The following is a 24,611-nucleotide window of genomic DNA, read 5'->3' on the forward strand; positions in this document are numbered from 1 at the left end:
AATTTACTTCGGCAAGAAACGAGTCTTAAATTAAGCATTAAGAAAAAGCGTTTAAAAGCAGCATTGAACGAACAGTATCTTTCAAAAGTGATTGAAATGTAAGAGTTTCCTTCATGCTCTTGCCCTGCCTGCCGGAGCGGCAAGCTAGGCCAAAGAGATAAACTATTTGCAACTGAACCCACGTAAGAACACGGAAAGCCGTAAGCTTGGGTCTTAGTTGTCTACTTCTCTGCGCCAACTCGCTTAACCCTCATCCATGTGACACTCGGCTATTGGTTTTATCTGATCGCTTAAAGCTGACGGCTTACAGCTCCCCTAAGGGGGTATTAGTTGCCTGCTGCGGTAATTGCACCTTGATGAAAGCGGAGCTATACGACAATTGTCGTAAAACTCCGCACTATTTACTTTCTAAAGCTTACAAGTCACTGAAAAATATGGAATAGTTGGTGTAAGTAAAAAGAGATAAGCGAACAGTTATTGTGCGTAAAAAGCGACACTTGACGCTTGTTTTTCGAAGTTCCGTGTTTGTCGTGCTTTAGGTTACTGATAATAAAGGATATTTTAAAAATGGCATTTGAGCTTCGTAAAATAAGCGCACTTTGCATAGATGTCATTTGTCGTTGAATTAGCTGTTATGTGGCAGGCATCGGCAAGTGGCAATAAGTATTTGGAGTCATAATGCTAAGAGATGTGAACGGACAGGTTGTACAAGTAAGATCTGGTGGTATTGGTGAACTACTGAAAGTAGTCATTTTACAAGCTAATGGTTGGGCTAGTGACTTCAAGTATTTGGTGCAAAAAAATAAACATAAAAATATACCACCTGAAACAATAAATCGTGATTGCCCTAACTGGGACAGTAGATGGTTAATATCGCAAACTTTTACAGCAATGGTTCTCGAAGCTTTCTATTACGATTATATTTTAGAGAAAGAGTCAAAATCAAAAGCTGAAAAACAGTCTTCTCCTGTGAACAGATATGCCTATATTGCAGAGACGTATTTAAATCAACGTAATGTCGCAGAAAGCAATTTATTCCTGCAACTCGATGCATTAAATAAAGTTCGTCGCCATTGGGTTCACAACAAGAGCGCAGATGTTGGGTATTACAAGTTCCCTGAAGAGCATTTTAGCCCAGGTCAGTGCCTAGCTATACTGATTCAAGTGTTTTCAGTATTTGAGAAAAATGATTCATCATGTTTAATAGCAAAAGTAAGTATTGATATTCTCAAGCGAGAGCAAGAAAAATTAGTGAGATTATAAAATCTATTTAAACAGCCACATAACAAGGCCAATCACAACCGCCAGCAAGCTGGCTGGACTCGCTAACGCTCGCCTGTGTTGGCGGCGTTAGCACTCAAGGAGTAACCATCATGGTTGAGTTTCTTCAAAATAATTACGAATGGATATTTTCTGGATTAGGATCTAGCATTATTTTCTGGTTTATTGGTTATAAACAAGGCTACAGCAAAGCTACGAATCAGAAAATGAAAGTCGGCGATGGAAGTGCAGCCATACAGGTTGGTGGCAATATGAAAGGGAATATTGGGGGCAAAGAATAGTGTTTGAAAAACAAAAACAAGATGTAGGTGAGAATTCCACGGCTATTCAAGCCGGTGGCAATGTGACTATTACCCCTTACCAAGAGTTACGTGCGATTTTCTTAGATCTGTTCGAATTAAACTTCCCTAGAATACAACAAGCGGCTAAAGAAACAGCAGATCAACGAATAGAAGCAATGCTAGATGAATTGCAAAAGTCATTTATAAAGCATAAAGACCAGATTGATCCTCGAAAATTTGAAGAGCCAGCAATGCAATATGAAATGCAAGCTATGGCCATTGACGTTGCGAGGAAAGGGGAAAAAAGTAATGTGGGTTTGTTGTGTGAACTATTTTGCACAATGATGTCCAAAGACTGTCCTGAGTTAATAGAATTAATAGCTGCTGAAGCTAGGCGGATATTACCGAACTTATCTCCTAAGCATGTAAGCTATCTAAGCTTGGAAGTTTTGGTTAATGAAGCTGCATTAACTGCACCAAACCTACAGACTATTAATCATATAGTAGGTCAAACTTTGTCTCATATTTCTAAATGTTCCCAAGTTACTCAAAGTGACCTTCAATATATTTCTGTATCAGGGGCAATCGTTGCTAGAGGAATAACCCACGTTGGTGTCACTCCGTCATTTATCAAGGATATACCCGAACTTAAAGGAAAAAATGCCGAGCAGATAATTGAGTATTCTAACAAGAATGGTTTAAATAGCTTTAGCGAACTTCAAGATCTAATTACAAAATTACATATAGGCCATTTCCAACTTACTGCTGTTGGCAGGTTGATAGGGTGGTTGAACCTATCTAAGTTCACACAAATAGATATTAAGCAACTGTTCAAATAGAGAGTGCTAACAAGGCCATCAAAAGGACGTAAAACGCTTGGCTTACGCTCCTCCGTCGCTGATTTTAGCCAAGCATTTCCCGCCTCTTATGGCGGCGTTATGAGCCACAACGATGTAGAGGTATAGAGTGGAGTCTTTGGAGTACGAACATAGATGCCAATTAATTCCGAGTAACGATATTTACGTTTATCGTTCGGATGAATTCTTAGACAGTGAAGTGTGGGAGTGGTGTTTAGTCATCCAGAGAAGTGCAAGTGAGTCTGACCTTGAAAAGAATCATTATCTTGATGAAGTCGGCGATTCGATATGGCAGCAGGGCAAGATCATGAAAAACCCTTATGTAGCAAGGCTTACAGCGAGGTGTGATTTTGAATATAACAGTCACTTTGTACCTTAAATTGCGCCTTTATTAAAGAAAAACAGTTTATTTATATGATCGCTTTGACGATCAATGTTGCCTGTGATCATATACTGTCTTTTCAATGGGAATTCTCGCCATGAATGGACTCAACCTTTTGGACTATCTGACTATTATTAATGACCCTCGCCAGCAGTGGAAAGTAGAGCATAAGCTGTCGGATATCCTGTTTCTTGTCATTGTTGCGGTGATTGGCGGCGCTGAAGGTTGGGAAGAAATAGAGGACTTTGGCGTTGACCATTTAGAGTGGCTGCAACAATACGGAGATTTTGAGAACGGTATTCCCGTGCACGATACGATTGCTCGTGTGATGAGCATGATCTCAGCGAAGCAGCTACAAAAGAGCTTTGCTGCGTGGATGAGAGATTGCCATATAGCGACCGAAGGTGAAGTGATTGCTATCGATGGCAAGAGCCTGCGCGGCACTTATAGCAAAGATCGCAGGAACGGTATCATCCATATGGTGAGTGCGTTTAGTGCTGCTAATAAGGTCGTATTAGGACAAGTTAAAACAGCTGAAAAAAGTAATGAGATCACCGCTATTCCTGAGTTGTTAGAGCTGCTAAACATCCGAGGGTGTTTGATTACCATCGATGCTATGGGTTGCCAGAAAGCCATTGCTAGGAAGGTTGTAAGTAAAGAGGCAGACTATCTACTGTCGGTTAAAAGCAACCAACCAAGCCTAGAAGCTGCGTTTGATAACTACTTTAAACTCGAGATGCTCCAACGTGAAGACGGCGATACCTATAGTACAAAAGAGCAAGGGCATGGTCGGGTAGAAACAAGGTTATGCTTGGTCAATGACGACCTGTCGGTACTCGGTGATATTGCCTTTGAGTGGCCAGAGCTTAAAACAATAGGCATTGTTGCCACCATACGGCAAGAGAAAGGCCAACCTGCGACAGGCATTACGCTTCGCTATTACATTAGCTCCGCTCAGTTAACATCAAAAGAGTTATTAGAAGCTAGCCGAACTCATTGGTCTATAGAATCGCAGCTGCACTGGCGATTAGATGTTGGCATGCGTGAGGATGAATGCCGGATCAGGCGTGAACAAGCAGGAGAAAACTTTGCTGCGATACGACATATTGCGCTGAACTTACTTAGCGCGGACACGAGTTTCAAAGCCGGCATTAAGCGAAAGCAAAAACGAGCAGGCCGAAATAATGAATACCTATCGCGACTCCTTGCAGGGCAAGGGCTTTCGTAATCTTGCCCTGGATATGGCAGACCATTATCGGTATCTCACATTGTCCGTATTGTGGCGAGAATCTTGAGTCCATGAAGCGTAACGACGTCGCCCGAGAGGCGGAGTTTTTTCATATCGACTCTTCCGGATGGACAGGCAGAGTTTTATAGTGCCATCAAAAACTCATAACAAGGCCAATCACAAACGCCAGCAAGCTGGCTGGACTCGCTAACGCTCGCCTGTGTTGGCGGCGTTATGAAGGAGAAAGGTAGTAAGCATGGATCTCGGATTTTTAGACCGTATTGTCTCAAGTGTTGAAGAAGGCAACATATTGGTTTCAGTGATAATAGTTGTTGTAGCTATTATTTTTAACTACAAGAAAATTGCGGATTACCTAGAGGAGAGAAAGCGCGCCAGAATTTTGAAGATATCCGAGGCGCTTGGTTGCGAGCATGTAGATGGCCTTACGAAAGAGCACTTGAAAGAGGAGCTTGCTACAGAGCACTTCAAAATAGCTACCGGGCTGCGACTAGAAAAGGAGTTCAGAGAAGCAATTATTAGCCTGCACAAGAAAACAGAAGGAAACCTCGGCTTTTTTCACTTCAAGAGAGCGCTGACGCATCTCGAATATAAGGATTCGCAGCTGAAGGTAAAACTGACGTTGTTTGACCGATTGGGGTTCTGGTTCAACTTAGTTTTTGGATGCATTTTGGCGCTTTTGGGGCTATTAACTCTCATAGTTCCTGCTCAAATCGACGAAATCAGCATCGTTCAGTTTTTCATGTTTGTAGGCTTAGGGGCTTTTTTCTTTGCCATTGCAGTAATGATGTTGGTTCAAACGTTTCCGGTAAGGTCGGCAAAGTTTATACAGGAGGAGATGCAGTCTCTTCATAACCAGTAGTTCCAGTTCGTTACGGGCCTGACGGCCCTCCACCGGATGCCCTTTTCGCTGCGCTACAAGGGCACCGCTGAACAATGGCGTTATGCAGTCAATGTGAGTGTTATTTATGGATAAAGAGAAAATTTTAGCAATCATTAAAAAGGGCTCTGGTATTACAGGTGCCTCCATAGGCGCTGGAGTTGGCTTTATGGCCGGTGGGCCATTGCTTGCGGCAGCAGCAGGAAGTATTGGTGTTGCTGTAGAGCACGCTTTATCTGAGGTAGCAAATCGTATTTTGTCTGATCGCGAACAAGCTAGGGTTGGGGCAACTGCGCAGACAGCAATTTCTCACATAAAACTATTTCAAGATCTTGGGAAAAAAGTAAGGGATGATGATTTCTTTGATGGCGAAAGAAGTAGTGCTGAAGAAGTCTTTGAGGGGTGCTTGCTTGCAGCAAAGAATTCACATGAAGAAAAGAAATCAATATATCTAGGGTATCTTTTTGCAAATATAAGCTTCCGTGAGGATGTTGATAAACATCAAGCAAATAGACTTATTAGCATTGCCAACCAACTTACCTATGGTCAGCTGTGCTTGCTGAGCATATTAAGTAATAAAGAGGAGTACAGCCTTAAAAAAGGGAACTTTAGGAATGTACAACTTACTTTCAAGCAGGTTGTTGTCATCCAAGAGATATTCTCTATGGAAAATTCTGGGCTCATTATTTGCGAAGGTCAGCACACACCTGGGCTTACTGACGTAAATCCTAGTATCGTAAGGGTGCAAGGTATTGGTCTGGCCCTCTATGACTTAATGTTTCTTAACATAATCCCTAAAGAGGATCGTGATGAATTGGCAGCTCATATCAGTGCATAACAAGTTGCTGCACGCGGATAAATTACTCGCTTCGCTCCTAATTTACCGGTGAGCAAGGCGTTATGCAAAGCTATGAGGAGTCTCTATAGATATGCCGCATTTACATGACATGGAAGAGCTGGTTAACAGCGTAGAGGATGACCAGGTAAAAGATTACATGAAAGAAGCGATGTCATGCTACATGGCCAACGCCTATAGAGCCTGCATCGTCTTGACGTATATCGCGCTATTCGATGATATTGTCAAAAAGCTAGGCGAGCTCGGCAATGTGAATAAAAAAGCAAAAAATATATATTTTGAGGCCCAGAAGAGAATTAACTCTCAAGACGTTTATGAAAGCTTCGTGATTGATCAATTAAAGTCTAACTCGCTACTTCCGGCACTAGACACGTCCTTTTTGGATACCGGTGACTTTCAACCCAGTTGTCCAAATAAGACTGTCTAAGCAGCCATTTTTTTTCGCTCCATTTCCTCGAGTTTACAGGGATTGAGCGAGACAGCTCCCGTCACTTCCCAGTTTCGGGTATTACCCGACCAGCGCCGAGGATGCTGTCGCTTGGCTGCTTCGTAAACTTGCTGCCTTTGCGCAAGGCGTTCGGCGTCATCGCCACGATGCCTATCTGCTGGCGTGACGAAGTTAATACCGCTGTGCAGATGCTGTTCGTTATATCCATGTTCAAACGCGAGCATCCATTCACGCACCGCAGTCAATGAGGTGAAGCCCTTGACTGGCCATGCGGGACAATACTTTAATGTTCGGAATATGGACTCTGAGAACGGGTTATCGTTACCATCGAACTAACAGGCCACCCATAGACATTGGTTGTTTTTCAGCTTAGCACCTATACTTAACATGTTCAGGGTTGAACTTTTTAGGAGGCTAGGATAACTAAACCACGAGTTGCCCAAGTGAGTTTACAAAGTCGACAACTAACAGGCCACCCATAGAAATTGGTTGTTTTTTAGCCTAATACCTATACTTAAAATGTTCAGGGTTGAACTTTTTAGGAGGCTAGGATGGCTAAACCACGGGTTGCCCAAGTGAGTTTACAAGATACGCCCTTTTATCATTGCGTAAGTCGCACGGTGAGAAGGGCATTTTTGTGTGGTGTGGATGAGGTTTCTGGTCGCACGTTTGAACACCGTCGACAATGGTTAGAGAAGCGATTACTGTTTTTGACGCAGGCGTTTGCTATAGATATTACCGCTTATGCAGTTATGTCTAATCATGTGCATGTGGTGCTACGTATTGATGCAGAAACAGCAATGAATTGGCGAGATATTGATTTGGTAAATCAATGGCATAAGCTGTTTAAAGGCACACCGCTCACCCAACGTTTTGCGAACGGTGAGGTCGTTAAGGCTTATGAGATCGACACACTTAACGAGAGGGTTGCCGAGTATCGACGTCGACTGATAGACATCAGCTGGTTTATGCGCGCCTTAAACGAGCCAATAGCTCGCCAAGCGAATAAAGAAGATAACTGCACGGGACGCTTCTGGGAAGGTTCTGGGAAGGGCGCTTTAAATCTCAAGCCTTACTCGATGAAGCCGCGGTGCTGGCCTGTATGACTTACGTCGATTTAAACCCCATTCGCGCACAAATGGCTACCACCCCAGAAACGTCTAAGCACACCAGCATTAAGCGACGTATTGATGCTGCAAAACAGGGAGCACAACCGAAGCGTCTACTGCCCTTTGTGGGTAATGACCGCAAAGAGTTGCCCAAAGGCTTACTGTTTGACGTAAAAGACTACATCACCCTCGTGGACGATATGGGCAAAATATTACGTAATGATAAACGAGGTGCCATTGCAGACAGCACCGCCAACATACTGAACAGATTGAATATTTCGCTAGAAAACTGGTTAAAAATAACCGAAGAGTTTAAGTATCTGTTTACGGGACCGGTTGGGTCGCTTGAAGACTTAACGCGTTACTGCAAACACTTAGGTATGCAGCGGCGCGCGCACCTTAAAAGTTGCCAACACTGGTCAAGCTGAGCACTTAGCTTCAATCAACATAGATAAATACTTACACTCCAACAGGAGTGCACAAGTGTTGCCTGAACACCGCTTAAACGAAGCAAATTACTAGCGGATCACATCAAATAGTAGCAATCAGCTCTATTTTAGTTTTTCATCCCATACAATTTTGCTAATCACTGCCAAAAGTCTAGGTTGTTGGCTCAACATGAGTCTTAGTGAAACAATTTAACATTGGGTGGCATTTTAGGTTTTTAGGTTTATGAGCACCGAACCCATCATGGCAAACCTATCATTGCTTTTGATGGCAAAGTGCTACGTGGCTCATATTGAAAAAATGCCTCTAAAACGGTGCAGCTGGTGACTGCTTACGATACCGAAAATGGCTTGGTGTTAAGCCAAAAAGCGACGCCTTCAAAGAAGGGAGAAATCGCCACCGTCCGAGAAATGCTGGAAGTCCTCAACCTCAAAGGTTCTGTGGTCACGCTTGATGCTCTGCACGGTCAGCGGGAAACACTGGAGCAGATTCAGGACAAGAAAGCGCATGTGGTGGTGCAGGTAAAACATAATCAACGCAAGCTGCGCGAAGCGGTCCAATCTCAGTTCCAGGCTGTTTTCGATGCTGGTAAAGAGAAGATCGTTGTCGAACACAAAGAAGCCAGTCATGGCCGTAAGGAAGAGCGCTATGTCTTTCAATTAAAGCGAAACTTCCTGAGGGACTGGCAGAAAAATGGCCGACTATTCGGAGTATCATCGCCATTGAATGCCACCGTACCATTAATGGTAAAGGGACAGTGGATACTTCTTACTATGTCAGTTCACTGTCGCCTAAACACAAGCTGCTGGGGCACAATATTTGTCAGCACTGGCGTATCGAGAACAGCCAACACTACATTCTGGATGTGGTGTTTAACGAAGATGCCTCACGGATTGCCACGGAAGGTGCTGTCGAAAATATAGCCTTGTTCCGGCGGTTTATCATGCACATTCTCAAGCAAAGTCAGTGCGGCTCCCCGAGTCAGCACAACAAGCTGAAACGGGCAAGTTGGAACGACGATTACCGGGCTCAATTATTTTTTGGTTAAATTACCAACAGAGTATGCTCCCACCTTGCTATAAATCCAGAACAGCTTGTAATTGAGCAGCAGTACGGCGCAGCAGGGGGGCATAGTCCATAAGACTAGCCAGAGGTTTACGTATTGTTGGTGCATGCACGGCCAAGGTGGCACGAACTTGCCCTACGTCATCGTAAATAGGAACAGCAATTGCGGCCATGCCTTCAATAAGCTCCTCGTTATCAGTACTTAATGTATTTTCAATAATTTTCCCCATTTCTTGCTCTAGTAAAACGCGATCAGTAATACTATTAGCTGTGTGGGAGTCTAATGATAAGTTAGCAAGTAGTGCTTTGCGGCGATGTAACGGCATCAGCGCCAAAAATAGCTTACCACTCGCAGTACAGTGCAAAGGCATGCGTGAACCAGAAGGTAACTGTATTCTTACCGGCCAGTTAGTTTCAACTCGTTCGAAATAAACGAGCTCATGGCCATCTAATAAAGTAATATTACAAGTTTCTCCCAACTCCTCGGCGAGCCGTTGAAGTATGGCTCGACGGGGGGCCCCTACACTACGTTGAGCTAGTACGTTTAAAGCCATTGTCCTCAAACGTGGGCCAGGAGTTAAATGACGCCCCCCTGGTTCTTTCTGTAGTAAATTCTCTTTTTCCAATTGGCTGATAATGCGATGAGCTGTCGGCTTAGGGACATCTAGGCGTAGACATAAATCTGCCACCGTGGTTGCCCCGTCTCTTTTGACTATTTCTTCGATTAAAGCAAAAGCACGGAGCAAACTTGAGTTGGTTGTACTAGCTGGTGTACTCATAATGTCTCCTGAATCAATGTTTGCACAGTTTATCATAGGACGCTCTGAATACGTTCTGAGAACTGCTTACAAAGTAATATATCTCCTTCGAAGTCTCGACCACTAACACCAACTCCACCAATCAGATTTTTCTCATTAAATAGCGGTATACCCCTTGGAAGTGAGGTAAAATTGCTATCCATAAAGTCAAAAGTAGATAGGTTTTCATTGATCAATCGAACTCTGAATATAGCCGTTGTCACTCCCATTCTAGCCGATGTATAAGCTTTTCCTATTGCAATATTGATCAGTCGTTCTGCCGCATTATCCATTCTATAGAAATAAAATAATGCTCCACTACTATCCACTACAGCTAAGCATACAGCCTGACCATCTTCTTTTATAATTTCCTCTACGGTTATTTTACAGGCTTTAATGATACTACGAGTACTTAAAGACACAGCAACCTCCTTAATATCTATTGCTTTTAAATACTAAAAGCAAAGCCATCAGACTCTGCTTTATTGAGAGTTATATCATAGCAATAGTAATGAAATACTTGGTATGTAAGTTATAAGTAATAAAACAGCAATCATCATTAGTAAGTATGTCCAAACACTTTTAGCAAGCCCGCTAATACTGATGTTGGCAATACCACTGGCCACAAATAAGTTAACACCTACCGGTGGTGTAATAAAACCAATTGCTAGGTTCATAACCATCATTACTCCAAAGTGAACTGGATTCACGCCCACAGCTAACACTAATGGCAGTAGAATAGGAGTTAAAATTACAATAGCCGCCAAGGCTTCCATGAAAACACCAATCCATAGTAAAAATACGTTTATCATTAGCAATATAAGGATCTTGTTCGAGGTTATCGAAAGAATTAGATCGGCAATTGCTTCAGGTATTTGTTCAATTGTCATGATGTTGCCAAAAATAGTAGCCATGGCCATCAGTAGTATAATAATTGATGAAATGCTCGCAGCACTTTGAGTCGATAACCAAAGATTGCTAAAGGTTAATTCCTTATGTATAAACAGTCCTACGAGTAAGCCATATAAGGCGGCAACAGCAGCAGCTTCTGTTGGTGTCATAATACCGCCATAGATACCGCCGAGTACAATAACTGGCACCATCAATGCCCATTTAGCCTGCCAAGCTGCCGCCATAAAAGTTGCTAATGATCGTTTACGTACTTCACCGTACCAGCCATTTTTCTTGGAGATAATATAAGTGATAATCATCAGTGCTACCCCCATGATCAGACCAGGAATAATACCTGCGATAAACAACTTGCCAATTGATACTTGAGCGGATACCCCGTAGACAACAAAAGGGTTACTTGGTGGAATTATAACCCCTATGGCCCCCGCACACGCAACAACGGTAGCAGAAAAATACTTATCATATCCTCGGGCTATCATCGCTGGAATAGTAATAGAGCCAATTGCAGCTACTGTCGCAGGGCCTGACCCACTTATTGAAGCAAAGAAAATACAGGTCATAATACTGGTCAACGCCATACCGCCAGGTAAAGCTCCAACTAATTCATCCCCCAATGCGAGCAGCCGTGAAGATAAGCCTCCCGCTCCCATAAATACTCCTGCAGCTATAAAGAACGGAATAGCCATGATAGGGAAGGAGTCTATAGAAGAAAAAGCAATTTGTGCTAGATAATCTACCGGTAGCGTACCGGCACCTAGCACTGTCATTAATCCAGATAAACCTAGCGAAAAAGCAATGGGTACCCCCATCAATAAAAATAAAATAAAATAACCGAACAATAATAGAGACGCGTTCCATTCATCAGATAGTAATACGGGAGCAAAAATAATAGCTGGGGTGATTAGACCTATACATATATCACGAATGTGCATACTTCTGCTCTGACGCCACAAGGATTGTAGTGTGCGTAACGTCATCAGGCCAAACCCTATAGGTAGAATTAAATAGGGAATATAGTAACCAATTTGCAAAGCCGGTGTTGTCTGTGGCATGATCCACTGCATTTCTACATAGCCAAAACCCATAAAGGAAAATAAAAATACTAATATTAGGGTGCAGCTATCAATCACTACCCAGAGTATATCTTGGTAGCGTTTGGATAGTTTATTATGAATTACATCAACACGTATACCACTTCTTGTAATAATTGATAGAGATACTGCAAGGTATGATATCCAGATAAATATATAGCGAGCTAGTTCTTCACTCCAGATTCCCCAGCCAGAAGCATTTTTAATGCCATTTCTAAATTCCTCTATATTTATCAAGAAGCCAAACATTTGTTCGAACTCTGGAGTGCCTGTCATGTTTAACATAGCAGAAATAGAGTATCTGAAGAATGTTTGATAGTTAATGATTATAATCATCGATATTAAACCGATGAATAGAAATGGTTTTTCAAAGTTTTTAATAAATAGATTAAAGGTGGATGGCTTTTTCTCTTTTGGTAATTCCCTGTACACCTTTGCAGTTTCCATACAGTAACTCCAGATTTATATTCTAAAATAATACCCGATAGCGGGAGTAAATCACTTCCGCTAGTTTATTAGGGCGACCGCATGAGCTGAACCAAGTAACAATTTTGGATGCAGAATAGTAGCCAATTATTTTTGTAGCGATATATTTCCCTTGGAAAGTATGCTCTACATTCACTCATGCGTTTTCCCTGGCTAATTTATAGAGATAGTTCACTAGAGTTGAAATTATTTCTGAGTGTCTTGAATCAACTGAATCAATTCAACAGGGAGCTTATTGGAAAACTCATCAAATACCGGTTTAGTTAATTTTCGATATTCTGCCAACTCATCTTCTGAAGCTTCATGAATAATAACGCCAGCATCAATCATTCCTTGACGTGATTCTTTTTTATTTTCAGGATAGGCCACAGTACGTTGGTAAGTTACCGCTTCTTGAGAAGCTTCTTCGATCAACTGCTGTGTCTCATCGGGCAATCCATCCCACCACTTCTTATTAGCCATAGCCACTTGCATGCCATAGTTATGAGCTGAGGTAACAGCATATTTTATATTTTCATGATGTTTTGCGCCATACATAAGATCAAAAGTATTACCTTCTGCATCTATGGTGCCCTGCTGTAGTGCAGTGTAAACCTCACCCCAGGAAATAGGTGCAGGGTTAGCGCCTAATGCCTTAACTACTGCAACATCTACAGGTGAATCAGTGGTTCTTACCTTTAGCCCAGAAAGAGAGTTCGGTTTATTTAATGGACGATCTTTAGATACAAAATTACGATAACCATACTCTGCGTACATAATAGGCTGCAGACCGATATCATTGGCGACTTTTTCTAAATAGGTATTTAGAGGTCCTCCTTTATCTAGTGACTTATACAGTTTTTCCTGATGCTCAGGACTAGTGATATAAGGTAGGTCAAAAACTTGGTAAATAGAGGTAAAGCTGGCCAGATTTGGAGTTGAGCTTACACCAATTTCTAATGTTCCTCTTTGAGCTCCTTCAATCATAACTCTATCACTGCCTAATACTGAGCCTGGGAACAATTGCACTTTAATTTTACCATCTGATTTATCATTAACTAGTTCGGAAAACTTTTTGTAAGCGGCAGTGATATGGCTTCCAGGAGGAGCAGGGTGCGCTAGTTTCATCTTAACTTTAGGGCCTGAGTAATCAGCCACAGCGGCTGTACTAACTGACATTGTCAGTGCCAATGAGGACAAAATGAACGAAGTGATTTTCATGAGATATTCCTTTTCTTAAATATGACATCCAACAGGGCTTAACATTTTCTTAACAAGGGTAACTATATGGATCAGTAACAAGTACTGTCAATTAATAACTTCGTTTTTTTAATAAAAAGAGTATCAATAAATTTAAACTGCTTATATATCAGTGCCTTGAGTTTGGTTTTGTCTTGGGGTTATGGAGGTTATCTTATATAACGTCATCAAAAACACTTAAAGAACATAAGGTGAAAACCCAAAAACAAACAAAAAACTAACAAAAAGTACAAATTTAACTTGATATAAAAAACAAAGTGATTATTTTGATACTATTGTTATCACTTTTGTGGGTTGGTTATGTCTTTATATCAAGAGCAGGTTTTTGGTGAGTTTGACTATATTATTGTAGGGGCAGGCTCTGCTGGTTGTGTGTTAGCCAATCGGCTAACCGAAGACCCAGAGATCAAAGTGTTACTGCTAGAGGCAGGAGGAAAAGATTGGAATCCTTGGATACATGTGCCAGTAGGCTACTTTAAGACCATGCATAACCCTGCTACAGATTGGTGCTATGTTACCGATCCAGACAAAGGGATTAATGATCGGCAATTACAGTGGCCTAGAGGTAAGGTATTAGGGGGGTCTAGTTCACTTAACGGCTTACTATATATTCGGGGTCAGCGCCAAGACTACGATGGCTGGGCTGCTATGGGTAATGACGGTTGGAGTTATGAAGATGTTCTGCCTTATTTTAAGAAATCTGAATGCCAGTCTCGAGGTGAAAATCCCTATCATGGGGTCGACGGACCACTCAAGGTATCTGATCTTCGGCTGCGTAGGGAAATAGCTGAACGTTTTATCAAAGCTGCACAACAAATTGGCATTCCAGCTAATTCGGACGTGAATGGTGAAACGCAAGAAGGGGTTGGGTACTTTCAGCAAACCGCCTATAAAGGCTTACGCTGTAGTAGTGCTAAAGCATTCTTGCGCCCAGCGCTGGAGCGCCCCAACCTTACTTTACTCACACGAGCTCATACCCGTCGTATTATATTGGACGGCAAACAAGCGACAGGCATCGAGTTTGAACACAAAGGTAAGTCTTTACGAGCTAACGCAGGGCGAGAAGTGGTGCTTAGTGCCGGAGCAATTGGCTCTCCTCAAATATTGCAATGTTCAGGTGTTGGCGAACCTGAGCATCTCAAATCAGTAGGTGTAAACTGTTTGCACTCGTTACCAGGTGTAGGAGAAAATTTACAAGATCATCTACAAATACGTTTGGTATTCAAAACTAGTTGCAAAACACTGAATGATGAAGTGAATAATCCCTTGAAAAAACTAGGTGTAGGTATCCAGTACGCGGTTTCTAGAACTGGCCCTTTGACACTTGCAGCCAGCCAAGTATGTATATTTACCAAGTCTGAGGAAGGACTAGATCGACCTGACATTCAGTTTCACATGCAACCGCTTAGCGCTGATAAGCCAGGGGAAGGTGTCCATCCTTTTTCTGCATTCACTGCTTCAGTGTGTCAATTACGCCCCCATAGTCGTGGTAGCATTAAGATTCGTAGTAGTGATCCCCATGAGCATCCTTCAATTCAGGCTAATTATCTTTCTGCGGAAGAAGATTTACGAGTCGCAGTGAATGCTATTAAGGTTGCTCGACGCATTGCTGAAGCTGACGCACTTAAGCCCGTTATTATTGATGAGTATGTCCCTGGCCGCCAATATCAAACAGACGAGCAATTACTGAATGCCGCTCGTCGTTATAGTCAGACTATTTACCATCCGACCAGCACTTGTAAAATGGGCGATGATGAAATGGCTGTAGTTGATAATAGACTAAGGGTTCATGGGATAAGTGGGCTCAGAGTCGCCGACGCTTCCATTATGCCTGTTATTGTTTCTGGGAATACGAATGCACCCTCCATCATGATCGGGGAAAAGTGTGCAGATATGATTAAGCAGGATCGATTGCGTCGTTAAATCACAGAAAGTCAGGTATTAAAGTAGTTTTCTTGGTTATAGCGATTTAAAAACTGCCCAAAACCTTTTTAATCTTAGGGCGTTATCGTTTCGGTGATAGCGCCATAGCTAGCCAGTTGGGTTGATGCTCAACTAGAGTCATGCCTAGGTGGTTGTGGCCAAAAGTTCAGATGGCAAGTTTATTGTCTAGCAAAAGCCAACTTTAACCAACAGGCCACACATAGGAATTAGTTATTTTTTCAGCCTAGCATCTATACTTAAAGTGTTCAGGGTTAAACTTTTCAAGAGGCTAGGATGGCTAAACCACGAGTTACCCAAGCAATTTAACATTGGCTAGCATCTTAGGTTTCCAGCTCCTGTTACTGGCAAGCTCTATCGGTAAACAGTTGCTTGCTTCGCCAACCACCCCAGCGATAATACGCAATAGAAAACAGGCTGCTGATCAAAAAGCTGATGCCGATGCCAAGGGCTATACCAATTTCACCGTATAGTGAGATCATCCAATAAGCCAGTGGTACCCTTAGTATCCACAAAGAGATGATATTTAGCGCAAGGATCTGGAACATAGCGCCTGCGCCGCGTACTACTCCATTTAAAATAAAGTTTAAACCTATAAAAGGGTAAAACAAGGCTATAGTGCGCAAGTACGACACGCCAAAGGCTACGCTGCCCTGATCGCTGATAAAGAGTGTTACTAACGGCTCGGCCCAAATAAACAGCACGCAAGCAAAGGCTCCCATCGCGCCTAAGTTATATATAATGCCGACTTTAGTAATCTGGCCTACTCGCGGCCACTGATTAGCGCCGATGTTTTGTGCCGCCATTGCATTTACAGCGGCACCTAAGGCAATGGCGGGCAGTAGAATTATATTATCGAGGCGCTGTGCGGCGCCAAAGCCTGCTACTACGTCTTCGCCGAAGTTGTTGACCATTGCCATAATAACCGTCATGCCGGCATAGATAACAATCATCTGAATGCCCGATGGCACGCCCAGCTGTAAAATGGTGCGAATTTCAGCCGATTTAGGCCACTGTAATTGGAATGCAGGCAAGCCTATTTCTGAACGGCCAGCTAAATAGTATAAGCTATATATAAAGGCGAAGCCTTGCGCCAAAATCATGGCCCAAGCTGCCCCCGCTACTCCCATATTAAGCCCGGCAATAAAGAGAGGGTTTAATAATGCCGTTAGCACGGTTGCCAAAAGTACAAAGTACATAGGGGTTCTGCTGTCGCCAAACGCACGCAGCAAACTGCCAATAAAGTTGTAGCCCGTAAGAAAAAGGGTGCCGATAAACATAACTTGCAGGTACTGCTGTGCGGTGTCGGCAATTGAGGCTGGCGTATTGAGCAATGCCAGCAGCGGCTCGGCCAGCACATAGCCGCCAAGACCAATGACCAGCGATAGCCCAGTTAACAATATGGTGAAAGCGCTCAGGTAAGATCGGGTTTCGGCCTCATTACCTGCGCCTTTTAGCTGCGCAAAAACCGTTAGCGTTGCGTTATTTACCCCCATCACAAAGGCGAGTAGTACCACTACAATGCTGGTACTCACAATAACAGCTGCGAAGGCTGCACTTCCCAATAAATTACCGACCCATAAGCCTGTAATCAGCAAGAGTGAGGCTTGCAATAGGTTGCTGAAAAGAATGGGTAAAGAAAAATGCAGTAGCTGCTGCGATACAGAGCCTTCAGTAAAATCGCTTTTCATCAGTGGAGTCCTTGTTTAGCTGACCCAAACAGACTGTTAAGCGGTACTGTGGGTAACACTGCGTTGATGGGGGGCAGATAGTAGCATTTTTAGCGACCAGCGCCGTATTAATGCCGCGCTTAATTATTACGCTCAGACTCGGTAAGCGATTGGGGATTATGGATACGATGGCGCCGAACAAAGTTACCGCTTTCTGCCTTTTCCGCTTGCTTTAGTGCAGCCTCAGCTACGGCTTTAGGTAATGCTAACCCAAGTGCTTGCAACGCGGTTTCTGCCTGTGATGCCCGATCTTCAAAAGCGTGTAACCCTGTTAAAGCTTGTTTATCTAGGCGTCCTTTAGACTCAAAGTACTTTAGTCGCGGATAGCGCCCAGCTAGCGCCACGCCCCAGTTAAGGGCTGGGTTCCACCAAGAATTTATTTCCCGACCTTTGCCAGTCTGGTGCTGCTCAATCACGTCATCGAGTGCGCCATTTAATAGCGTTAAATCAAAGTCGGTGCCGGGTACTGCATTATTGTGTGCAGCACCGTCGGGCGTGGCACTATAGGCGTTAACACCGGTGCGAGAGGGGCCGGTGCGGGTATCGCGATAGCGGGCGAGGGTCATCATATCACTGGCCAGTACTGGCTCGTTAACCGGCAAACGAATCGCCTCGGGGTCGCCCATTAACTGCCCCCAAGACATACGAATAAAGGTATGTTGGTCTTCCATGCCCGGATGCGTGCACCTAAGGCCTATGGCATAGGCCTCTAGGGGTTCTTGTAAAAACTGAAACCCAGTGTAGCGCGCCCACCTCACCACAAGAAACTCATGAGAAGCAGCACCAGGCAGGTGAAAGTTCACCTCTTGCAGGTAGTCTTGCACTCTCTGCACCTGTTCGTCTGTCAGCTCCATGTCCTCGTGCAGTGGGTACATGCCTTCATAAGTATTACGCACCGGTCTTTTACGGGTGGCAATATAGGCATCTAGCTCGGCTTGGGTGCGGGGGCGTGTTTTTTTCAACGTCATTTTAAAAGCCTTAAATCAACTGGTTGCGGTCGAAGAAATCGGTATCTTCAAAAAAGCCACCGCGACCTTCCAGAATAATGTCGTAGCGGTTGACTACCTCGATACGTTCTAGCCATTTAAGGCTACGAAACCCTGTGGAGGTTTCTAAACGTAGCCGCACCGGCCCACCATTTTTTGCTGGGATCTCGCCTTCGTCGTTAAGCTCAAAGGCAATCAGCGTTTGCGGCATGCGCGCTTCCACCATAGGGGTCGACTCATAGTAGGTTCCGCCTTCATACAAGACATCATCGCGGCCCATATTCTGAAAACTGGTGTACACCACATCAGTGGCACCGGGCAGCGGTTGCACCAAATCCAACAAGTCTGACAGGGCAATGCCGCGCCAGCGGCCGATAGAGGTAAAGCCTTGCACGCAGTGGTGTAGCGTGGTTTGCGAGTGGTTGGCTGCAAGCTCCCGAAGCTCACCAATGGTCAGCGTCATTGGGCGCTCAACATAGCCACCAATTTCAAGCACATAGTCGTCTTCGTAGCAGTTGGCCATTAGGGCCAAATATTCGTCAGTTTCGGGGGGCCGTCCGCTACCACGAAAGTTTTGGGTAGCGTGCTCAAGCCCTACGTCTTGGCCTGTTATATTTGAGCGATCGTAGTGCATGCGCGCCGGCAACTTATACAGCAAGTTCGACCAGGGCCGCACAATCATGTTGTGTAATTTTTCCACCGCACGGCCGTCAGCTAAGCTCCAGCGTGTGGCCACTATATGCAGGGTAATAATAAAAGCGAGGCCAATACTGAATATTACGCCGCCCAAAACGGGATTGTTGGAGTGCCCCAACACCATTTTTGATGTTTCGTGCAAGTAGCCGTGCATAAAGACTAAGAATACATGCACGACAAAAAAGGCGACGTAGCCCACTAAGCATAAAAAATGCGTGCTGCGGATCACTTGGCGGCCACCCAGCATGCGGGTAATGCGCGAAAAGTGGTTGGCAATGGCTGGCGACTGAAAGGCGCCGGTTAAGATGACCAAAGGCGTGAGCACTAAGATCACAAAGCCGTAAGACAGTTGCTGCAGGGCATTAAATACCATGCCCTCTACGGGATGGGGCATAGTAAAAGCAAGGTAGGCCAGCATATCGTGACCCGCCTGAGAAAAGGTATCTAAGCTGGTGGGCACATAACGCCGCCACTGGCCGGTTACTATTAATAATATGAAATAGGTTACCCAACAGCTAACAAAGCCGGTGACGGTTATAAAGTGCCAATAACGCCCAAGGCCAAGCGAGCGACGCCCGGGCAGTGAAATGCGGGGCGAGTAGTCGCTGTCTTCGCCGCCCACTGTGTAGTATTTATGTTTAGGTTCATCTTGTACCGTAAACTGCGCCCAAGATGAACCAGGCACAGTATGCTGCGAGCGATAAAGTTTAGGGTAGGTTCCCAGAATCTCTAGGCCTGAGCGAACCAGAAAGGTAATAAAGATAATATTCAGAAAGTGCTCCACACGAAGCCACCATGGAAAACCGAGATCCATTGATAAACCCTTATCAGTCTAGAAAATTTTGGTTGTCGGGGGCGGCAACAATCATGCCGTAGCGCAGGGCTGCAAACAGTACTAGGTAGGCAAAAGAGGCCAGCAGGGTAATATTCCAGATTGCTGCGTTAACCACACTGGCGCCATTCCAAACATAGGGGGCGTTACCTAATAGGCCGCCGAGGTAGACTAGCAAAGAGCACAAGGCGATAACCAAGCCCCATGTCCAAATACGAGCAGCAGTGAGCAACCCCACCACCACATACAGGGCGGCTGCCCCAGCAATAGCCCACAAAGCGTGAGTCGCGTATAAAAAGGGCACGTGATTTGATAACGCGACGGCGGCAGAAGCAGCCCCAATCACGGCGATCACAGCAATTAGGAGTAAGCGGGTGGTTTTGGGCAAGTTAATACGAATGTAGCGTAAAAACGGCGCACGTTTTTTGCCTGGCAAAATATGGTTAAGAACGGGCTGAGTCGCGTTTTCGGTACCACGAAAGTCCACACCAACACGCAGGGCAGGAGAGTTTTTATCTTCCATTACTTATCACATTTCCATTGAATAACATCAACTAGCGCCATGCATAATATGATGATTAAAATTATATATTTATATAATTAGAAAATTCTAAATCAATACGACTTGCTTAGCAAATCGCAATAATCAGTTAAAACGGCGCCCAGTATAGAGAGTGCCGCTATGGAGTGTGTGCAAAGCTGAGCTTAAGTTATTTGGCTAGTGCCCCAATATTTGGCTAAGAAACAATTTAGTGCGTTCAGACTCAGGGTGATGAAAGAAGGTTTCTGGATCGTTTTCTTCTATAATTTGTCCCTCATCCATAAAAATAACCCGATCAGCCACGGTGCGAGCAAAGCCCATTTCGTGGGTTACACACAACATTGTCATGCCTTCTTCGGCCAGCTCTACCATGACATCAAGCACTTCTTTGATCATTTCAGGATCCAGTGCCGAAGTGGGTTCATCAAACAGCATAATCTCGGGATTCATACACAGGCTGCGGGCAATGGCCACGCGCTGCTGTTGGCCACCCGATAGTTGGCCGGGATATTTTTTAGCTTGGTCTTGAATTTTAACCCGTGTGAGTAATTTCATGGCCATGGCTTCGGCTTCTTTTTTAGGTGTTTTACGCACCCAAATTTGTGCCAAGGTGCAGTTTTCTAGCACGGTTAAATGGGGGAATAAATTAAAGTGCTGAAACACCATACCCACTTCGCGGCGAATGATTTCAATGTGTTTTACATCGTTGGTTAATGGGGTATTACGCACTAAAATATCGCCTTTTTGATGTTCTTCTAAGCGATTAATGCAACGGATCAAGGTGGATTTTCCTGATCCTGACGGGCCACAAATCACGATACGCTCGCCCTTGGTCACGGTTAAGTCAATATCGCGTAATACATGAAAATCGCCATACCACTTATTGACACCTTGTAGGGTGATCATGGCTTCTTGGTTCTGTGTATTCATCAATATGTCACTCCTAAAAGAGGCCCAAAGACCTAACCTGGACGGTGCCCGGTGTTTAATTTGTGCTCTAAATGCTGACTGTATTTAGACATGGCAAAGCAAAATACCCAATAGACTAAAGCGGCAAATACGTAACCTTCGGTTGCAAACCCTAACCACTTAGCGTCAGCAAGACCCGACTGTACTATGGCCAGTAAATCGAAGAGGCCAATAATGAGTACTAGGCTGGTGTCTTTAAATAAGGCGATAAAGGTATTAACTATGCCCGGTATCATCATCTTTAGTGCTTGAGGTAGCACAATCAGTAACATGGTTTTGCTGTAATTAAGCCCCAGCGCTTCAGCGGCTTCGCTTTGGCCTTTAGGGATGGCCTGTAAGCCGCCGCGTACTACCTCGGCAATGTAGGCGGATTGAAAGAAGATAATGCCGATCATGGCACGAATAAGCTTATCGAGCGTGAGTTGCTCTGGCACAAATAAGGGCAGCATCACCGAGGACATAAATAACACTGTGATCAAAGGCACTCCACGCCAAAACTCGATAAACACCACCGACAAGCTACGCACTATCGGCATGTTAGATTGCCGGCCCAAGGCCAATAAGGTGCCGATAGGTAAGGCGGCAAAAATACCAACAATGGCAATAATCAAAGTGAGCGTAAGCCCACCCCATTTATGGGTGGGCACCACAGCTAAGCCAAACCAGCCGCCATATAACAAGCCATAAGCAATAACAGGGAAGATCAATACTAAAAACGGTGCCACCCATTGTTTAGCCGGTAAGCGAGGCAGAGCCAACCACAGCAGCTGTAACACAAATAACAAGAAGGTGAGGTTAATGCGCCAAATCTCATCACTGGGGTAAAAGCCATAGGTAAACTGTTGTAAACGATGACTGATAAAGACCCAGCAAGCGCCATCACTTACGCAAGCCTCTCGACTTGTGCCCAGCCAATCGGCATTAGTAAACGCCCAGCTAATAATGGGGACCAACAACAGATACAGCAGATAAATACCCAGTAGGGTAAAAAGACTGCTAAATAGCCCCGAAAATAAGTTGGCTCTTAGCCAGCCAATAATGCCACTGCTGGCGACGGGGGCGGCCCGCTGTGGAGTAAGGGTATTTTTATACATAATTAAAGCTCCACTTCGTTTGTGGCTTATCGTTCGACTAACGCCATTCGACGGTTAAACCAATTCATAAAGAAAGACACGGTCAGGCTTATCACTAAGTACACCAGCATGGTAATGGTGATCACTTCTATTGCTTGGCCGGTTTGATTGAGCGTGGTGCCGGCAAACACCGAGACTAAGTCGGGGTAGCCAATGGCAGTGGCCAAGGAGGAGTTTTTAGTCAGGTTTAAAAACTGACTGGTAAGAGGGGGAATAATGACCCGCATTGCTTGTGGGATCACCACTAATCGTAGTGTTAAACTGTTTTTAATGCCTAAGGCGTGGGCGGCTTCGGTTTGGCCGTGCGCCACGGCTTGAATGCCCGAGCGAACAATCTCAGCAATAAAGGCAGCAGTATAAATGGTGAGCGATAACCAGAGTGCCAATAACTCCGGAATAATGGTCATTCCGCCTCTAAAGTTAAAGCCTGTTAATTCAGGAAAGCTCCACGCCAGCGGCGAGCCTAATAACAGGTACGTTATGACTGGCAGTATTAAGATAAGCCCCACAGAGATCCAGCCTGCGGCAAATCGCTTACCTGTGGCCGCTTGGCGGCGTCGATTCCATTTTATAAGGCCAATAGAGAGCCCAATAGCGATAAACAAGGCGATGCCCACCCAGTAAAATTGGGGGCCGGCTAGCGGTTCAGGTAAATATAAGCCGCGTACATTTAAAAAAACGCTATCGCTAATGTTAATGCTATTACGCGGGCTGGGTAGGGTACGAAGTACGGCAAAATACCAAAAAAACATTTGCAGTAGCAGGGGAATATTACGAAATAGCTCAACATAAGCCGATGCCAAGCGTGCAATAAGCCAGTTGGGGGATAGGCGAGATACGCCAATAATAAACCCTAAAATAGTGGCACCGATAATGCCTAAAAATGATACCAATAGGGTGTTGAGCAGTCCCACCACAAAGGTGCGCCCATAAGTATCAATTTCGCTATAAGGAATAAGGGATTGTGCGATAGCAAAGCCGGCGGGATCATCTAAAAAATCAAAGCCGGTGGTAATACCGCGGGTTTCAAGATTAGAAAACGTATTGCTAACAATAAACCACAGCACTAAAGCGACAAAGGCTAAGAGTAAAAATTGAAAGAGTAAAGCACGTTTAGCCGGATCACGCCAAAAGGTGGTTTTATGAGTAACCTGTTTGCTCGGTAAGGACATAAGCCCAGCCCCCCGAAAAAGTCATAAAGGGGCCGCATCCATTGCGGCCCTGTTGGTATCGATAATTTACCGTTGCAATTAACGAGATAAATAATCAGCCGCGATTAACGAACCGGAGGGGCATATTGCAAGCCACCATCAGTCCATAGTGCATTAAGCCCACGCTCTATTTTAAGCGGCGAATCTTGGCCTACGTTCTTTTCAAATACTTCACCGTAGTTGCCCACTTGCTTAATAATACGATAAGCCCAGTCAGCGGTAAGTCCCATGCCTTTACCAAAGTTGCCATCTTCGCCTAAAAAGCGGCGCATATCAGGGCTAGTGCTACCTTTCATATTGTCTATATTGGCTTTGGTAATGCCCATCTCTTCGGCGTTGAGCATGGCAAAGTGCGTCCATTTCACTATGTTAAACCACTGATCATCGCCTTGGCGCACCGAAGGACCTAGGGGCTCTTTTGAGATGACTTCGGGTAGGGCAACGGCACCGGCAGGATCCGACATCTTGGTACGTAACGCATAAAGTTGAGACAAGTCGGAGGTGAGCACGTCACAACGGCCTGCTTCTAAGCCCTGTACAGTTTGATCTGGGGTATCAAACACCACTGCGGTATATTCAATATTATTTTTGCGAAAGTAATCCGCCACGTTTAGCTCTGTGGTGGTACCAGATTGAATACAAATGGCGGCACCATCTAATTCTTTAGCACTGGCTACCCCTAAGGTTTTTTTAACTAGAAAACCCTGACCGTCGTAGTAGTTGATGCCAGTAAAGTTAACCCCAAGCTCGGTATCTCGGCTCGAAGTCCAAGTGGTGTTACGCGAGAGTACGTCAATCTCGCCTGACTGGAGCGCGGTTAACCGCTCTTTGGCATTTAACGGAATATATTGCACCTTGCTTGGGTCATTAAAAATGGCTGCCGCCACGCCACGACATAAGTCTACATCCAGACCTTGCCACACGCCTTTTTCATCGGGGTGAGAAAAGCCTGCTAATCCTGCGTTAACCCCACATTTTAATTCCCCTCTTTCGTGCACGGCTTCTAAGGTTTCTGCTTGTACTTGCGTTATGCCCACGGCGAAAGTTGCGGCAACTAATAATGCATTTCTTCTGAAGGTGGTCTTATTACTGTTAACTGTGTTGATACTCATCATGGTTCATGTCCCTTTGAATTAACGAGGTTCAGTAACGATATAATTGGGTATTAGAAAATGACTTGCCCCTTAGAGTATTA

22 protein-coding genes and 2 pseudogenes are annotated in these 24,611 nt (G+C 44.5%); 11 read left to right on the plus strand and 13 right to left on the minus strand.

What is annotated here, in order from left to right; all coding sequences use genetic code 11:
* Positions 1-678: 678 nt before the first annotated feature.
* From J3U76_RS11190 to J3U76_RS11220, 7 genes are all read left to right on the plus strand, one after another.
* Positions 679-1,263: a hypothetical protein gene (locus tag J3U76_RS11190; RefSeq protein ID WP_208006061.1), complete on the plus strand. Its 585-nt coding sequence runs from the start codon at positions 679-681 to the stop codon at positions 1,261-1,263.
* A 110-nt stretch (positions 1,264-1,373) separates the two neighbouring features.
* Positions 1,374-1,562, plus strand: a complete 189-nt coding sequence (locus tag J3U76_RS11195; protein WP_208006062.1) for a hypothetical protein — start codon at positions 1,374-1,376, stop codon at positions 1,560-1,562.
* A complete protein-coding gene (locus tag J3U76_RS11200; protein ID WP_208006063.1) occupies positions 1,562-2,401 on the plus strand; it encodes an LPO_1073/Vpar_1526 family protein in 840 nt (279 codons plus the stop codon). Before J3U76_RS11195 ends, J3U76_RS11200 begins: the two co-directional genes overlap by 1 nt.
* A gap of 497 nt (positions 2,402-2,898) precedes the next feature.
* The gene (locus J3U76_RS11205; RefSeq protein WP_208006064.1) at positions 2,899-4,029 is read left to right on the plus strand and encodes an ISAs1 family transposase; all 1,131 of its coding nucleotides are present in this window, start codon (positions 2,899-2,901) and stop codon (positions 4,027-4,029) included.
* Positions 4,030-4,285: 256 nt separating this feature from the next.
* Positions 4,286-4,909, plus strand: a complete 624-nt coding sequence (locus J3U76_RS11210) for a hypothetical protein (RefSeq protein WP_208006065.1) — start codon at positions 4,286-4,288, stop codon at positions 4,907-4,909.
* 106 nt (positions 4,910-5,015) lie between these two features.
* Positions 5,016-5,765: a hypothetical protein gene (locus tag J3U76_RS11215; protein WP_208006066.1), complete on the plus strand. Its 750-nt coding sequence runs from the start codon at positions 5,016-5,018 to the stop codon at positions 5,763-5,765.
* Positions 5,766-5,856: 91 nt separating this feature from the next.
* On the plus strand, positions 5,857-6,210 hold the full coding sequence (locus J3U76_RS11220) for a hypothetical protein (RefSeq protein ID WP_208006067.1): 354 nt from the start codon (positions 5,857-5,859) through the stop codon (positions 6,208-6,210).
* Here the strand turns inward: J3U76_RS11220 and J3U76_RS11225 are convergent.
* A pseudogene (locus J3U76_RS11225) lies at positions 6,207-6,554 on the minus strand (integrase core domain-containing protein); the annotation flags it as partial. The gene J3U76_RS11220 and the pseudogene J3U76_RS11225 sit on opposite strands and share 4 nt — an antisense overlap.
* A gap of 228 nt (positions 6,555-6,782) precedes the next feature.
* Between J3U76_RS11225 and J3U76_RS11230 the strand changes: the two are divergent.
* The 3 genes and pseudogenes from J3U76_RS11230 to J3U76_RS11240 all read left to right on the plus strand — a co-directional run.
* Entirely contained in the window at positions 6,783-7,337 is a 555-nt protein-coding gene (locus J3U76_RS11230) for a transposase (RefSeq protein ID WP_208006068.1), read from the plus strand.
* On the plus strand, positions 7,334-7,768 hold the full coding sequence (locus J3U76_RS11235) for a hypothetical protein (RefSeq protein WP_208006069.1): 435 nt from the start codon (positions 7,334-7,336) through the stop codon (positions 7,766-7,768). Before J3U76_RS11230 ends, J3U76_RS11235 begins: the two co-directional genes overlap by 4 nt.
* A gap of 240 nt (positions 7,769-8,008) precedes the next feature.
* Positions 8,009-8,835, plus strand: a pseudogene (locus J3U76_RS11240) (ISAs1 family transposase); the annotation flags it as partial.
* Between the two features lie 28 nt (positions 8,836-8,863).
* On the opposite strand, the gene J3U76_RS11245 reads toward J3U76_RS11240, so the two are convergent.
* The 4 genes from J3U76_RS11245 to J3U76_RS11260 all read right to left on the minus strand — a co-directional run bounded on the left by J3U76_RS11245 (position 8,864) and on the right by J3U76_RS11260 (position 13,338).
* Positions 8,864-9,631: an IclR family transcriptional regulator gene (locus J3U76_RS11245; protein WP_208006070.1), complete on the minus strand. Its 768-nt coding sequence runs from the start codon at positions 9,629-9,631 to the stop codon at positions 8,864-8,866.
* Positions 9,632-9,663: 32 nt separating this feature from the next.
* Complete coding sequence (locus J3U76_RS11250) at positions 9,664-10,071, minus strand: heme-binding protein (RefSeq protein ID WP_208006071.1); 408 nt, start codon at positions 10,069-10,071, stop codon at positions 9,664-9,666.
* A gap of 75 nt (positions 10,072-10,146) precedes the next feature.
* Entirely contained in the window at positions 10,147-12,099 is a 1,953-nt protein-coding gene (locus J3U76_RS11255; protein ID WP_208006072.1) for a TRAP transporter large permease, read from the minus strand.
* A 225-nt stretch (positions 12,100-12,324) separates the two neighbouring features.
* Positions 12,325-13,338, minus strand: a complete 1,014-nt coding sequence (locus J3U76_RS11260; RefSeq protein ID WP_208006073.1) for a TRAP transporter substrate-binding protein — start codon at positions 13,336-13,338, stop codon at positions 12,325-12,327.
* Positions 13,339-13,677: 339 nt separating this feature from the next.
* On the opposite strand from J3U76_RS11260, the gene J3U76_RS11265 reads away from it, so the two are divergent.
* Positions 13,678-15,300 (plus strand): GMC family oxidoreductase, encoded by a 1,623-nt coding sequence (locus tag J3U76_RS11265; RefSeq protein WP_208006074.1) that lies wholly within the window; start codon positions 13,678-13,680, stop codon positions 15,298-15,300.
* A 359-nt stretch (positions 15,301-15,659) separates the two neighbouring features.
* Here the strand turns inward: J3U76_RS11265 and J3U76_RS11270 are convergent, their stop codons facing one another.
* The 8 genes from J3U76_RS11270 to J3U76_RS11305 all read right to left on the minus strand — a co-directional run bounded on the left by J3U76_RS11270 (position 15,660) and on the right by J3U76_RS11305 (position 24,528).
* Positions 15,660-17,009 (minus strand): MATE family efflux transporter, encoded by a 1,350-nt coding sequence (locus J3U76_RS11270; protein ID WP_208006075.1) that lies wholly within the window; start codon positions 17,007-17,009, stop codon positions 15,660-15,662.
* Between the two features lie 119 nt (positions 17,010-17,128).
* Positions 17,129-18,016, minus strand: coding sequence for a hypothetical protein (locus J3U76_RS11275; protein WP_208006076.1), 888 nt, complete (start codon positions 18,014-18,016; stop codon positions 17,129-17,131).
* Positions 18,017-18,026: 10 nt separating this feature from the next.
* Positions 18,027-19,544 carry a molybdopterin-dependent oxidoreductase gene (locus tag J3U76_RS11280; RefSeq protein ID WP_208006077.1) on the minus strand — a complete coding sequence of 506 codons (1,518 nt, stop codon included), beginning with the start codon at positions 19,542-19,544 and terminating at the stop codon, positions 18,027-18,029.
* Positions 19,545-19,557: 13 nt separating this feature from the next.
* Entirely contained in the window at positions 19,558-20,085 is a 528-nt protein-coding gene (locus tag J3U76_RS11285) for a hypothetical protein (protein ID WP_208006078.1), read from the minus strand.
* A 195-nt stretch (positions 20,086-20,280) separates the two neighbouring features.
* Complete coding sequence (locus tag J3U76_RS11290; RefSeq protein WP_481130284.1) at positions 20,281-21,033, minus strand: amino acid ABC transporter ATP-binding protein; 753 nt, start codon at positions 21,031-21,033, stop codon at positions 20,281-20,283.
* A gap of 32 nt (positions 21,034-21,065) precedes the next feature.
* Positions 21,066-22,166, minus strand: coding sequence for an amino acid ABC transporter permease (locus J3U76_RS11295; RefSeq protein WP_208006079.1), 1,101 nt, complete (start codon positions 22,164-22,166; stop codon positions 21,066-21,068).
* Between the two features lie 26 nt (positions 22,167-22,192).
* Positions 22,193-23,377, minus strand: a complete 1,185-nt coding sequence (locus J3U76_RS11300) for an amino acid ABC transporter permease (protein ID WP_208006080.1) — start codon at positions 23,375-23,377, stop codon at positions 22,193-22,195.
* Between the two features lie 104 nt (positions 23,378-23,481).
* Positions 23,482-24,528 carry an amino acid ABC transporter substrate-binding protein gene (locus tag J3U76_RS11305; protein WP_208006142.1) on the minus strand — a complete coding sequence of 349 codons (1,047 nt, stop codon included), beginning with the start codon at positions 24,526-24,528 and terminating at the stop codon, positions 23,482-23,484.
* Positions 24,529-24,611 lie beyond the last annotated feature (83 nt).

The organism is Oceanisphaera pacifica (assembly GCF_017498065.1).
Lineage (GTDB): Bacteria > Pseudomonadota > Gammaproteobacteria > Enterobacterales > Aeromonadaceae > Oceanimonas > Oceanimonas pacifica.

Coding starts and splice junctions, on each gene's coding strand:
- J3U76_RS11300 (WP_208006080.1), bottom strand. CDS start 23,377: ATGTCCTTACCGAGCAAACAGGTTACTCATAAAACCACCTTTTGGCGT.
- J3U76_RS11285 (WP_208006078.1), bottom strand. CDS start 20,085: ATGGAAGATAAAAACTCTCCTGCCCTGCGTGTTGGTGTGGACTTTCGT.
- J3U76_RS11220 (WP_208006067.1), top strand. CDS start 5,857: ATGCCGCATTTACATGACATGGAAGAGCTGGTTAACAGCGTAGAGGAT.
- J3U76_RS11305 (WP_208006142.1), bottom strand. CDS start 24,528: ATGAGTATCAACACAGTTAACAGTAATAAGACCACCTTCAGAAGAAAT.
- J3U76_RS11260 (WP_208006073.1), bottom strand. CDS start 13,338: ATGAAAATCACTTCGTTCATTTTGTCCTCATTGGCACTGACAATGTCA.
- J3U76_RS11205 (WP_208006064.1), top strand. CDS start 2,899: ATGAATGGACTCAACCTTTTGGACTATCTGACTATTATTAATGACCCT.
- J3U76_RS11215 (WP_208006066.1), top strand. CDS start 5,016: ATGGATAAAGAGAAAATTTTAGCAATCATTAAAAAGGGCTCTGGTATT.
- J3U76_RS11255 (WP_208006072.1), bottom strand. CDS start 12,099: ATGGAAACTGCAAAGGTGTACAGGGAATTACCAAAAGAGAAAAAGCCA.
- J3U76_RS11230 (WP_208006068.1), top strand. CDS start 6,783: ATGGCTAAACCACGGGTTGCCCAAGTGAGTTTACAAGATACGCCCTTT.
- J3U76_RS11270 (WP_208006075.1), bottom strand. CDS start 17,009: ATGAAAAGCGATTTTACTGAAGGCTCTGTATCGCAGCAGCTACTGCAT.
- J3U76_RS11280 (WP_208006077.1), bottom strand. CDS start 19,544: ATGGATCTCGGTTTTCCATGGTGGCTTCGTGTGGAGCACTTTCTGAAT.
- J3U76_RS11265 (WP_208006074.1), top strand. CDS start 13,678: ATGTCTTTATATCAAGAGCAGGTTTTTGGTGAGTTTGACTATATTATT.
- J3U76_RS11195 (WP_208006062.1), top strand. CDS start 1,374: ATGGTTGAGTTTCTTCAAAATAATTACGAATGGATATTTTCTGGATTA.
- J3U76_RS11295 (WP_208006079.1), bottom strand. CDS start 22,166: ATGTATAAAAATACCCTTACTCCACAGCGGGCCGCCCCCGTCGCCAGC.
- J3U76_RS11235 (WP_208006069.1), top strand. CDS start 7,334: ATGACTTACGTCGATTTAAACCCCATTCGCGCACAAATGGCTACCACC.
- J3U76_RS11290 (WP_481130284.1), bottom strand. CDS start 21,033: ATGAATACACAGAACCAAGAAGCCATGATCACCCTACAAGGTGTCAAT.
- J3U76_RS11275 (WP_208006076.1), bottom strand. CDS start 18,016: ATGACGTTGAAAAAAACACGCCCCCGCACCCAAGCCGAGCTAGATGCC.
- J3U76_RS11210 (WP_208006065.1), top strand. CDS start 4,286: ATGGATCTCGGATTTTTAGACCGTATTGTCTCAAGTGTTGAAGAAGGC.
- J3U76_RS11245 (WP_208006070.1), bottom strand. CDS start 9,631: ATGAGTACACCAGCTAGTACAACCAACTCAAGTTTGCTCCGTGCTTTT.
- J3U76_RS11190 (WP_208006061.1), top strand. CDS start 679: ATGCTAAGAGATGTGAACGGACAGGTTGTACAAGTAAGATCTGGTGGT.